Consider the following 12,275-nt stretch of genomic DNA (forward strand, 5'->3'; position numbering starts at 1 on the left):
CCTTTTATTTTCTACGGCGAAAGAATGGTGGTGTATCTAGTTCTTCGTCTTTTTCAGATTTTACTTCTTCGCGATTGAACGTTTCAAATTCTTTCTTCTCGATATTCTCAAATTGTGTTTCTTCAACTTTTGGGCGGATATTTTCTTCTTTACGAATGTCCCATTCACCAAAAGCAGATTGGCCTTCATTGTTTCTTGCAGGCTCAATATCTAAATTTTGTTTTTGCGGAACTGATTGGATTTGGCTAGCACGTTGTGTGTTACGAGTAGCCTTACGCTCCTTTTTTGTTGGATCGATTCCTGTCGCAATTACTGTGACGCGAATTTCATCGCCCAATTCTTCACTGATTGATGTTCCTAAAATGATGTTTACATCGCCAGTTGCTGCATTGGCAACAATGTCAGATGCGTCTTGTGCTTCAAACAAAGTCATATCCAATCCACCAGTGATATTCAACAGCACTTGTTCAGCACCATCAATTGATGTTTCTAGCAATGGAGAAGAAATGGCCTTTTTCGTTGCTTCAACGACACGTTCTTCACCGCTAGCAACACCGATTCCCATCAAGGCAGTTCCTTGATTAGCCATCACAGTCTTCACATCAGCAAAGTCTAAGTTTACGTAACCTGGTGCCGTGATCAAATCAGAGATTCCTTGAACCCCTTGGCGTAAAACATTATCTGCTTCACGGAATGCTTCAAGCATTGGCGTTTTCTTGTCAACAACTTCAAGTAAACGGTTATTTGAAATGATCAATAATGTATCAACGTTTTCTTTCAGTAATGAAATTCCTTCCGCTGCGAAACGTCCGCGTTTTGGTCCTTCAAAGCTAAATGGTCGCGTAACAACACCAACAGTCAACGCACCAAGATCTTTTGCAATTTTCGCAACGATCGGTGCCGCACCTGTTCCTGTTCCGCCACCCATACCAGCAGTGATAAAGACCATATCTGCGCCTTCTAATGCGTCACGGATTGCTTGTTCACTTTCTTCTGCTGATTTTTGACCAACTTCAGGTTGTGATCCAGCGCCTAAGCCGCGAGTGTATTTAGGTCCTAATTGAATGACTGTTTCTGCTTTTGAATTTTTAAGAGCTTGTACATCAGTGTTTGATGCGATGAATTCAACGCCTTTGACGTTTTCCTCGATCATACGGTTGATTGCGTTGCCGCCACCACCGCCAACACCGATAACTTTAATAACCGCACCTTCGTTAATATTGTTATCTATAGAGAATTCCATATTTTTTATTCCTCCTACTTCATATCTAATGTAATTACTTTCTCAGGGGAAAAAGCAAGTCTTCATTTCTATCCGTAAATCATGCCACTAAACTGCTTCGTTAAGAAGAAACTTTATGATACTTAGTCAAAAATATTTGAGAAAAAGTCTTTGATCTTTCCGCTTACTTTTTCTTCATTTTTTGGTTTGATTTCTTCTTCGTAATCATTTGATGCTTCATAATCGTCATATACTGGTGCGGTTGAAACAGCACTTGTAGATAAGGATACTTTTTCACCCGTTACAGCTGATTTTGCTAAGTGATAAACATCACTCAATTCGGCCGAATAATTAACAATACTGATGACATTTGTAAAGACTGGATTTCTCAAGCCCATTTGATTCGGTACATGCAGCTTCACCGTTGTACCAAAAATATCTTCAGCTAAATCAACAACTCCTGGTAAACTTGCTGCGCCGCCAGTTAAAACAACACCGCCTGGCAAATCAAGCGCTTCGATTTCATCCAGAGATTCTTTGGCTTTACGGAAAATTTGTTCTAAGCGAGCTTCGATGATTTCAGCTAAATAGCGTTCATCAACTTTGACCGGTTCTGTTTTACCGATAACATCGACTGGAAAATCTTCATCCGAAGATGTTCGACTTGGATAAGCATCTCCATAATTGATCTTCAATGCTTCTGCATTATTGAATGATGTGTTCAAGACGATGGAGATATCTTTTGTCACGAACTCTCCGCCTTCTTGATCGACATGAGTAAATTTCAATTGCTTGTCGTGCATGACAGCAGTCGTAGTTTGACCGCCACCCATATCAATCACGATCGTACCAAAATCTTTTTCACCATCCGATAAAATAGATTCAGTCAAAGCTTGTGAAGTAATTACTGTTTCTGCAACAGACAACCCAGCTTTTTCTACACATTTTGTAATATTATGAATGATCGTCTTAGGTCCGGTAAAGACGAGTCCAAACATTTCAAGTCGAACACCGATCATTCCCCGTGGATCTTTGATGCCTTCAAAGCCATCAACAGTAAATTCTTGAGGCAATAACGCAACGATTTGTCTTTCAGGAGGAACTGAACGAACCATTGCTGCTGAAGCGACATTACGAACATCATCGTCCATAATCTCCTTCGACTCATTGTTAACAGCGATCATTCCCTGACATGTTTCAACTTCTAATAAGTTGGCAGGTAGTCCTACGCTGACACTTTTGATCTGAATCCCAGCTTTTTCCTCGGCCTGTTTTACTGCTCGTTGAATCGCCTGTACAGTTTTATCGATGTCTACGATAATCCCACGGTTGATTCCTTCTGATTTTGCGTTTCCAACACCAATGATATTCATTTGGCTATCGATGTACTCGGCAACAACAACTTTTATCGATGTTGTCCCGATATCAAGGCCTACATACATTCCTGCTTTTGCCATGAATGGGATTCCCTCCTATTTTTAAATAAATGCTTTGTTCAGTTTCCATATTTTCACTTACTGTTAAGCATGAAATATAATTTTTTGCAAGTAATTCACTGCCTTCAATTTTAACACATTTTGCCTAGAATGAAAAAGAAGATTCAATACTTTCTTGTAATAAATTTAATCATTTCCAACAGATGTTTCTGATTGTTCTGTTGAGGCTTGTACTGAATTTTCAGCAGTTGAATCTTCAGCATATGGATAGCTGTAAATTCCTGCTTCCATATCAACGACACCTTTGATCTGTTTATCATCCATTTCTTTAGCAATCTGCGGATAATATTTCATTTTCTTGCCAAAATCATCGATACTTACTAGAACCTTATTTCCATCATTCATGAAAATTTCCAATAATTCTTTATTTTCCTTCGTTGGGGCATACTTGATCTGAGAGATTCCTTGTTTGACTTCTTCAGACAATTTTCCATACCCTCGGAGCACTTTTAGAATTCGTTTGGGCCCAGTAAAGCTTTCTAAAATAGGGAGATCCCCTTCGCTTTTTTCAACCTCAACTGGAATGATCTTACCATTTGAAATAATAGGAGAATACTTTCCATTACTTTCTAAATAAGCAATTTCAGGATACTCTTTGATTTCGATTTTAAAATGATTGAGTCCATCGACATGGACTTCCGCATTTTCAATTTGCAGTTCTTGCTTTTTCAATGCGTTCACATTATCTTTGCGTTTAAAATACTGTCCCCAAAGATTATCACCTACAGTAAAATTGAGTTCTTTTTCGATTGTCTCTGTCGAAATCCGTTCATTTCCCTCGATACTTACTCCACTCAGCTTAGCCAACGGTGAGATGTAGTACAACAACAATAGTGCCGGGATAGCAAATAATCCGATCAAAACCGAAGCTCTGCGTACTAAGCGCCGATTCCGTTCATGTTTGATATTAGGCAATCGCTCTAAAAACGACCCATTTTTTGGTCCTTTTGAAACTTCCTCAACTTCTTCTGTATCCTCGTCTAAAGAATCAGAAACATTTTCATCCAGTTCTTCAATAGTTTCATCGGCAGGTTCACTAGTGTTTGATGTTTCAGCCGATTGCTCAGGATTTTTCGGCGGCAATTCCGATTCGTTATTTTCAAGTGCTTTTTGTTTCAAGTATTCTAGATTAGCTAGTTGCCAAGGGGTTAAATTTTCCTGTTTCGGTTTTTCTTTTTGCTCTTTATCTTCTTCTGGAAACTCTTCACGACTAATGACCCTCACCTCCAAAAATTATTTGACGATCTCATTGACCAATGACCATAACCGCTCAGCGGCATCTGGGATACCTTCTTGTCGCGATGCTCTAGCCATCGTCTCTCTTTTTTCAGTGTTGTTCATGATTCCATCAACGGCTTCAACTAAGTTTTCACCAGTCAGATCCGCATCTGTGATCATTTGGACAGCACCGGCATTGACTAGACTTTGAGCGTTTTTTGTCTGATGGTCATTCGTTACATAAGGACTTGGAATCAAAATTGCAGGCAGTCCTAGCGCCGTAAATTCGGCAATAGACGTTGCACCCGCTCGTCCAATCAATAAATCTACGTTTGCCATAACATCCGTCATATTGTTGATGTACGGTTGCAACGAAAGATTGCGGCTGATTTTTTCTACGTTAAATTTCTCGGACAGTTCATGATAATAACGGTCACCTGAAGCATATAATACTTGGTATTCTTTTTGTGAAAATTTAGGTAGTGCTTGAATGACTGCTTGATTTATTTTAAGCGCACCTTGACTACCGCCAAAAATCAAGACCGTTGGAACATCTGCTGATAAACCGTATTGCTCTAAAACTTCTGATTTTCCGCTAGTCACAACTTCTTGTGCTCGCGGATTTCCGACTAGAACTGTTTTATGTTGCGGAAAATATTGTGCAGCATCAGGGAAACAGATCCCGATTTTGTCCGCAAAACGACTTAAGAACTTGTTTGTAATCCCCGGAACACTATTTTGTTCATGGACGATCGTCGGAATTTTCATACGAGTTGCTGCATAGACGACAGAGCCTGACACGTAGCCGCCTGTGCCGATTACGACGTCTGGTTTGAACTCGCGTAAGATTTCTTTTGAACGTTTGATACTTTCAAGAAACAGTTGAACAGTCTTGACATTATCAAGTGAAAGTTTCCGCTTGAATCCTTGAATCTTGATTGTTTTAAATGCGATGCCTGTCTCAGGCACGATCTTATTTTCTAATCCACGATGGGTTCCTACATATAAAAATTCAGAATCTGGTTGGATTTTTTGTACATAACGGATAAACGCTAAGGCTGGATAAATATGTCCGCCTGTGCCGCCGCCGGTAACAAGTATTCTCATTTTATTTCCCTACTTTTCTAATCGCTTCACGGCCTGCATAAATTTGTCGCCCCGAATTTCAAAATTTGGATATTGATCCCAACTGGCATTTGCTGGAGACAATAAAATATTGTCGCCGATTTCACTTTGTTCATAGGCCAAAGGAACAGCTGTTTCAACATTTTCTGTCATAATTATTGTTGGAATACCAGCTTTTTTAGCTGTTCCAGCTAATTTATCCTTTGTTTCACCAAATAGAATAATCGCTTTGATTCCTTCAAAAGATGGAATCAATTCATCAAAACCATTGCCGCGGTCTAACCCACCAGCTAATAAAATCAGCTGTTTATTATCAAAACCGCTTAGGGCCATTTCTGTTGCCAGACTATTGGTTGCTTTTGAGTCATTATAAAATTTACGACCATTGATCGTATCGACATATTGCGTACGATGAGGAACACCATGAAAATTGCTTAATGCCGTACGAATTCCCTCGTTGGAAACACCTTTTAATTTTGCCACTACAATGGCTGCCAATGCATTTTCAACATTATGAGCACCAGGGACCCCTAGTTCTGCAGCAGCCATAATTTTTTCTTCTTTATAATACAGATTTCCATCCATCAAATAAGCACCATTTGCGACTTCTTCCTTGGTTGAAAACGGAATGACCTGAGCATTGGTTTGTTTGCTCATTTCCCGCAGTTCTTCAGAATTCCAATTTAAAACCAAATAATTATCGGCAGTCATATTTTTTTGAATCGCCCACTTAGCTGCTACATAATTTTCACGATTTTTATGATAATCCAAATGTGCTTCATAAATATTCGTAATCACAGCAATCTGCGGTTTGAATTCGTCAATCCCCATTAATTGGAAACTTGATAGTTCCATAACAATATCATCTTCTGCCACAGCTTTAGCCGCTACTTCGCTGCCAGGAAAACCAATATTGCCTGCCAAATGCGCCTTCCCTTTTTCGCGTTCTTGGTTCAGCAATAACCCGATCATTGTTGTCGTTGTCGTTTTGCCATTGGTACCAGTGATCCCTATGATCGGACATTCTGCGACTTGATACGCCAACTCTACTTCAGTTAAAATCGGGATGTGTAGTTTTTCCGCTTTTGCTACTAACGGATTGTCATAAGGGATTCCAGGATTTTTTACCATCAAAGCAAAGTCTTCATCCAACAATTCAATCGGATGATGCCCTGTGATCACTCGGATTCCTTGTTCCAATAAACCTTGTGCCTCTGGATTTTCTTCAAAAGGTTTTCCGTCGTTGACCGTAACAAGTGCGCCCAAGTCATTTAACAACTTGGCCGCACTAAATCCGCTCTTCGCTAATCCTAATACTAATACTTTTTCATTTTCATATTGTCTAATTTGTTTCATTTCCTAGTCATCTCCTACAGTACGATCAATAAAACAATAATTGACGCTACAAGTCCAATTATCCAGAACACCGTATCTACTTTCCATTCTGACCAACCGGACATCTCAAAATGATGATGTAATGGTGACATTTTGAAAACACGCTTACCAGTCATTTTAAAGGAAGTAACTTGAATAATCACGCTTGCTGTTTCAAAAATGTAAACCAAGCCGACTAATAACAACGTCCACTCTTGATGTAAGATAATCGATATGGCAGCTAACAGTCCGCCTAAAGCAAGCGAGCCGACATCTCCCATAAAGATCTTCGCTGGTTTTTTATTGTAAGGAAAGAACCCGACCAGGCCGCCCATAACAGCTAGACAGACGATCAAAACTTCATACTGTTGTTGATTCCATGCGATGATCCCGTATGTTGCAAACGAAATCGTTCCTAACCCTGAAACTAATCCATCGATGCCATCGGTTAGATTTACTGCATTTGAAAAACCGACCAGCCAAAAAACAACAAACAAGCCATAAATGATGTTCAGCGGCAGATCAATACCGAAGAAGTTCAATGTATTTGGATTGCCTTCTATCCGATAAACCGCATAAAAAACAATTGCCACAACAACCTGCGCAATGAATTTTTGACTTGAAGTCAATCCTTCATTTTGTTTTTTGGTCAATTTTATGAAATCATCTAGAAATCCAATGATTCCATATAACAATAAGACGAACACTAAAATCACTAGTGATGTCGTCATTTTTTGTGTCCAAAGGCTGAACCAAATTGCCGTAATCACCGCAGCAGCTAAAAAGCCTAGTCCGCCCATTGTCGGTGTTCCTGCTTTCGAGTTGTGCCACTTAGGTCCTTCTTCGCGAATTTCTTGTCCTTGCTTTTTCATTCTAAAATAGCCAATTATAAAAGGCATGCCTGCGACAGTAATTGCGAAACTACTGGCAAAGGCGATAAATAGTTGTGCCGGTTGCATGTTTTTTCTCTCCAGTCCTAACCTAACGTAATTTTCAATTTCTTTTTCGATATTTCTGCATAAGGAGCGATACTTTGTTTTGTACAGTACCCGTCTCCTTTGAAAGTAACTTCTATATCTAACAGATTCGTTAATTTTAAAATATCTGATTTTGACCAGCCGCGAATATCTGGCATTTCTTTTTTTCCATCAGTCAATAAGATTAAATGTTCATTTGCCATGACCTTTTCGCCCGGTTTTTCAGATTGTTTGATCACTTTGTCTCCATCTCCAACCACCACTGCTGTCAGTCCGCGTTTATTCGCATCTGCAGCAGCTTTAGAAGTTGAAAGGTTACGGTAATCTTCCACGGTCACCTTCGTATCGCTTTGCTCATCTGAAGAATCAGATTGATCATTTTGAAATTCCATCGCCCGACTTAGTAGCGGATTTGCGATTTCACCCAAAACGCCTTCCTTGCTTTCTTGCGGTTGTTTCATCGTTAAATACAAAATGTATTCAGGGTCTTCAGAAGGAATCATCAAAGCGATCGAGTAGATGTAATTGGTCGTTCCTGTCAGATAAGTACCGCCACTTGCGATCTGAGCCGTCCCTGTTTTAGCAGAAATATTATACCCCGGTACTTTATATTGATCATAAGCGGAACCATAGTTTTCACTTTCAACCGTATCTCGCATGTATTCGCGAACTTTTTGAGCCGTTTCAGCTGTGATTGGCTCTCCTACTACTTCTGGTTCTGCAATGATTTCTTTGCCGGTATTAGGATCTGAAACTTTTTCGATGTAATGAGGCTGCAACATTTTCCCATCATTTGCTACAGCGGTAAAACCGCGCATCATTTGGAAATTCGTTACTCCGATTGCTTGTCCGTAAGCACTCATAGCTTGGTCAACGATATTGCTTGTTGGCAATGTGCCTTTTGACTCGCCAGGCAATCCGGAATACGTACTCTGACCAAAACCGAAACGTTGAACATATTCCGGCCAGCGATCGCCTAATTTTTCTTCTAATTTGACCATTCCGACATTACTAGACCACGAAAGAGCTTGACGCATTGTCAAGATTCCTTTTTTCCCTAGGTCCCAGTCATTGATGGTTGCATCGGCTACTTGGATTTTACCAGACATATAACTTTCATCTTCATTAAAAACTCCTTCATTAACTGCAGCAGCAGTTGTGAAGACTTTCATCGTTGAACCTGGTTCATAACTGTCTTCTATTAAAAAGTTTCGCCAAGCATCGGATTCTCCTAAGCCTTCTTTTGTTTCAGGGTTAAATGTCGGCCGCTGGGACATCGCTAAGATATCACCCGTTTTTGCTTGCATCAACATTGCCGTCATTTCGGCTGGTTTAACTTCTGAATTAACATTATCTAACAGTGTTTCTAAATAACTTTGCAACCCTGAGTCTAACGTAGTATAGATATCTTCCCCATCTACTGCTTTTTTCTCTTCAGCAATACTGCCAGGGATTGGTCGTTGATTTTCATCCTTTTGGTAGACGACTTTGCCGTCCTTACCTTTTAGCACATCATCATAGGCCGCTTCGACACCCATCATTCCAACCAGATCTTCTTGTTTATCTGGTTGTGCGTAACCGATGAAATGAGAGGCAAAATTGCCACTTGGGTACATCCGATCAATGTGTTCCGTAAAGTACAACCCTTTGACCTTAGCTTTCTTCATAGCATCTTCAATATTCTGCTTAGTCTCTTCAGAAATGTTTTTGCCTTTATTCCCAAACTCTACTTGATAATATTTGCTAGTACCATCGCTATTGATCCCGCTTTTCAACGTTTTTAATGCTGATTTTTTTTTGATTCCTAAATACTTATGTAAGATAGAAGCCAATTCATCAAAATTTTTCTCTTGAGCGTAAAGTTTATCTTTTCCTGAGACATAACTTTCTGATAAAATCGCATAGATTGAGTAAGAAGTCGCATCTTCTGCGATTACTTCTCCATTTCGGTCATAGATCGTTCCACGTTTGGCTTTGACTACTTCGCCGCCGTGATACAACTCTTTTGTTTTTACCTCAAGCGAGGTCCCCGCTACATGTCCGCCTGCCACGACATAAATCATGCGAATGGCAAAGAAAAAGAACAATCCAATACTCGTAGCAAACAAAATAACGCCTACTTTTTTGCGATTGTTCATCGGAGTCAAATTCTTTTTTCGGATTTTTCTTCTTAGCCTTTTAAAGCTCATCTACTTCACTTTCCTTAAATTCTCGTCATTAATTGAAAGTCCAGCTTTTTCAGCAACTTCTTTCAAACGATCGGAACGAGACAATTCGCTCTTTTCTTGTTGCAGCTGCGTCGCTGTTTTTTCTTTAGTATCAATGTCGGTTTGAATACTTGTAATTTCATTTTGAGTTTTACTGATTTCATTGCGATAATTAACCATCACGATCGATAACCCGATTAGCATTGCTAAGAAAGCCAATACCGCGAATTTTTCAACTCGTGTGATTTTCTTTAATCGATCGCCTGGAGAAACGAAAACTTTGAAAGAATCTGGTGTTTGGCGAACTTCTTCTTGCTGAGAATCAAATTGGAATGATTGATTATTGTTTAATTCTGCCATAACCCTATCCTTTCTTCACTTTCTCAGCGATTCGTAATTTCGCACTTCTTGCACGGTTATTATTGTTTAATTCCTCTTCTGAAGGAATAATTGGTTTTCGGTTGACTAACTTCATCACCGGTTGAAATTCTTCCGGAACCATTGGCAAGCCAGGCGGCATATCCTTTGGTGTACTGAATTCTTTAAACATCGTTTTTACGATTCGATCTTCTAATGAATGGAAGGTAATCACACTGACTCTGCCTTCAAGAGCTAGCAAATCGATTGCTTGCTCCAAGGAACTTTCGATTGCACCTAATTCATCATTTACAGCAATTCGAACTGCTTGGAAAACACGTTTGGCAGGATGCCCGCCTTTTCGCCGTGCCGGAGCAGGGATTGCTTCTTTAATGACATCCACTAATTCACCAGTTGTTTCGATGGGCTTGTCCATTCGTTTACGTTCAATCAAACGAGCAATTTGTTTAGAAAATTTTTCTTCACCATAGCGAAAGAAAATTTTTACTAGTTCATGATACGAATAATCGTTTATGACTTGATACGCACTCAACGGTGCAGTTTGGTCCATACGCATATCTAACGGTGCGTCTTGATGATAACTGAATCCGCGCTCTGCCTCATCAAGTTGCGGAGAAGAGACGCCTAAGTCGTATAAAATACCGTCGACTGCTGTCACACCTAAACGATTCAATTCGATAGTGAGCTCTCTAAAATTAGCTTTAACAAACGTTACTTGATTCTTGGCGACATAGTCTGCCAAGCGGATTTTTGCATTATCGATTGCTTTTTGATCTTGATCAAAAGCATAAAGATGTCCATCTGTGTCTAGCTGACTCAATAAGTATTCGCTATGACCAGCTCCGCCCAATGTACAATCAACATAGATACCGTTCGGTTTGATTGCTAGACCGTCAACTGTTTCGTGGAGCAAAACGGTTGTATGTTGAAAGTCTGTCATTAATAATCCTCTTCTCTAAAATCCAAAATCGACCATTGTCTCTGCAATGTCATCAAAACTAGCTTCTGTTTCTTTAGTAAAATCATTCCAGCGTGTTTGATCCCAAACTTCAATTCGATTGGCCACACCAATGATTACACATTCTTTTTCAAGTGATGCATGATTGCGCAAAGATACGGGGATATTGATCCGTCCTTGCTTATCAATCTCGCACTCGGTAGCTGCGGAGTAAAAGAAACGAACAAACGCACGCGCATCTTTTTTAGAAAGCGGCATTTCATTCAACTTTGTTTCCAGCTGATTCCATTCATTTAACGGATAACCGAATAGACAGCCGTCCATTCCGCGGGTAACAACAAATTTCTCTCCTAGTTGTTCACGTAGTTTCGATGGAACGATCAATCGACCTTTAGCGTCGATATTATGCTGATATTCGCCCATGAACATCTAGACTGCCCCCTTTTTACCACCATATGAGATTAGTCTACCACAATCCCCCACAATCTACCACACTTTGTAAAAAACAAAAATAACACTTTTCTGACCTTTGCTGACCATGTTGTGAAATTGCGGAAATCTTGAGCTATTCAGAGTCTTTTTAAAGATCTTATCGCTTAAAATAGACTGATAATACTTGCGACGATCAGAGCAAAATAGACCAAAACTGAAAGTAAAAACGTCAAGCGCCAAAACATTTTAAAAAAACGACCATACATAATTTCTCGATAGCGGTAGGTTTGAAAAACGACCACACCGATTCCTAACAATAAAATGGTCAATAAAAAGTACGGTAATATTGAAAACGAGCTGATACTTTTTGAGATTTCATGCATCCCAACAATTAAAAAAGGCACGGTAATATCTGGTGTTTTCAAATTGAAGCGTTGTTTTAATTTGAATATTGTTACGATATAATCAGACGCTAAAAAGACAATAATCGGAAAAATATACCATAACAATAGTACTAGTAAAGATGATCCCAACAAACACAGTCCTTCCTCTTCAAACTACTTTTTTCACTATAATATAGTATCATTACATTCCTGTTGCATTTTATCTAAAATATAAAGGATTTAACAAGTTTTAACAATTGAATTCGTGAGATTGTCACGAAAAGATTTCTTAGTATTTTTTAAAAGTTTTTTTAGTTGTTTGCAGTGTTTTCATAAATGGAGTATGATGAGTTTGAAATTTTTTTGAGGATGGTGACATCATGAATAACAAAAAATCTACAAGTACATTTTCTAAAGTAACGAAAGTTGTTATTTGGACCATGTTGATTTTAACAATCGGTTCATTAGTTTTAGGCAGTCTGTTTAGCGTCATAATGTAAAACAC

At 39.2% G+C, this 12,275-nt stretch carries 12 protein-coding genes; 1 reads left to right on the top strand and 11 read right to left on the bottom strand.

Annotated elements, in window-relative coordinates; translation table 11 throughout:
- Window positions 1-4: 4 nt before the first annotated feature.
- The 11 genes from ftsZ to FFM68_RS00800 form a co-directional block, all read right to left on the bottom strand.
- On the bottom strand, window positions 5-1,243 hold the full coding sequence (gene ftsZ / locus FFM68_RS00750) for a cell division protein FtsZ (RefSeq protein WP_137617542.1): 1,239 nt from the start codon (window positions 1,241-1,243) through the stop codon (window positions 5-7).
- A 122-nt stretch (window positions 1,244-1,365) separates the two neighbouring features.
- A complete protein-coding gene (gene ftsA / locus FFM68_RS00755) occupies window positions 1,366-2,679 on the bottom strand; it encodes a cell division protein FtsA (RefSeq protein ID WP_137617543.1) in 1,314 nt (437 codons plus the stop codon).
- A gap of 165 nt (window positions 2,680-2,844) precedes the next feature.
- A complete protein-coding gene (locus FFM68_RS00760) occupies window positions 2,845-3,948 on the bottom strand; it encodes a cell division protein FtsQ/DivIB (protein WP_174784486.1) in 1,104 nt (367 codons plus the stop codon).
- Between the two features lie 3 nt (window positions 3,949-3,951).
- Entirely contained in the window at window positions 3,952-5,043 is a 1,092-nt protein-coding gene (gene murG, locus FFM68_RS00765; RefSeq protein ID WP_137617545.1) for an undecaprenyldiphospho-muramoylpentapeptide beta-N-acetylglucosaminyltransferase, read from the bottom strand.
- 9 nt (window positions 5,044-5,052) lie between these two features.
- The gene (gene murD / locus FFM68_RS00770) at window positions 5,053-6,417 is read right to left on the bottom strand and encodes a UDP-N-acetylmuramoyl-L-alanine--D-glutamate ligase (RefSeq protein WP_137617546.1); all 1,365 of its coding nucleotides are present in this window, start codon (window positions 6,415-6,417) and stop codon (window positions 5,053-5,055) included.
- A 14-nt stretch (window positions 6,418-6,431) separates the two neighbouring features.
- Window positions 6,432-7,394, bottom strand: a complete 963-nt coding sequence (gene mraY, locus FFM68_RS00775; RefSeq protein WP_137617547.1) for a phospho-N-acetylmuramoyl-pentapeptide-transferase — start codon at window positions 7,392-7,394, stop codon at window positions 6,432-6,434.
- A 17-nt stretch (window positions 7,395-7,411) separates the two neighbouring features.
- A complete protein-coding gene (locus FFM68_RS00780; protein ID WP_137617548.1) occupies window positions 7,412-9,601 on the bottom strand; it encodes a penicillin-binding transpeptidase domain-containing protein in 2,190 nt (729 codons plus the stop codon).
- Complete coding sequence (gene ftsL / locus FFM68_RS00785) at window positions 9,602-9,979, bottom strand: cell division protein FtsL (protein ID WP_137617549.1); 378 nt, start codon at window positions 9,977-9,979, stop codon at window positions 9,602-9,604. It abuts the gene before it with no gap.
- Between the two features lie 4 nt (window positions 9,980-9,983).
- Window positions 9,984-10,937, bottom strand: coding sequence for a 16S rRNA (cytosine(1402)-N(4))-methyltransferase RsmH (rsmH, locus tag FFM68_RS00790; protein ID WP_137617550.1), 954 nt, complete (start codon window positions 10,935-10,937; stop codon window positions 9,984-9,986).
- Between the two features lie 15 nt (window positions 10,938-10,952).
- Window positions 10,953-11,384, bottom strand: coding sequence for a division/cell wall cluster transcriptional repressor MraZ (gene mraZ / locus FFM68_RS00795; protein WP_137617551.1), 432 nt, complete (start codon window positions 11,382-11,384; stop codon window positions 10,953-10,955).
- Between the two features lie 167 nt (window positions 11,385-11,551).
- Window positions 11,552-11,920 (bottom strand): DUF3397 domain-containing protein, encoded by a 369-nt coding sequence (locus FFM68_RS00800; protein ID WP_167483434.1) that lies wholly within the window; start codon window positions 11,918-11,920, stop codon window positions 11,552-11,554.
- Between the two features lie 230 nt (window positions 11,921-12,150).
- Here FFM68_RS00800 and FFM68_RS00805 point away from each other — a divergent pair, with 230 nt between their 5' ends.
- Window positions 12,151-12,270 (top strand): DUF4044 domain-containing protein, encoded by a 120-nt coding sequence (locus FFM68_RS00805; RefSeq protein ID WP_137617553.1) that lies wholly within the window; start codon window positions 12,151-12,153, stop codon window positions 12,268-12,270.
- Window positions 12,271-12,275 lie beyond the last annotated feature (5 nt).

The organism is Enterococcus xiangfangensis (assembly GCF_005405365.1).
In the GTDB taxonomy this organism is placed as follows: Bacteria; Bacillota; Bacilli; order Lactobacillales; family Enterococcaceae; genus Enterococcus_A; species Enterococcus_A xiangfangensis.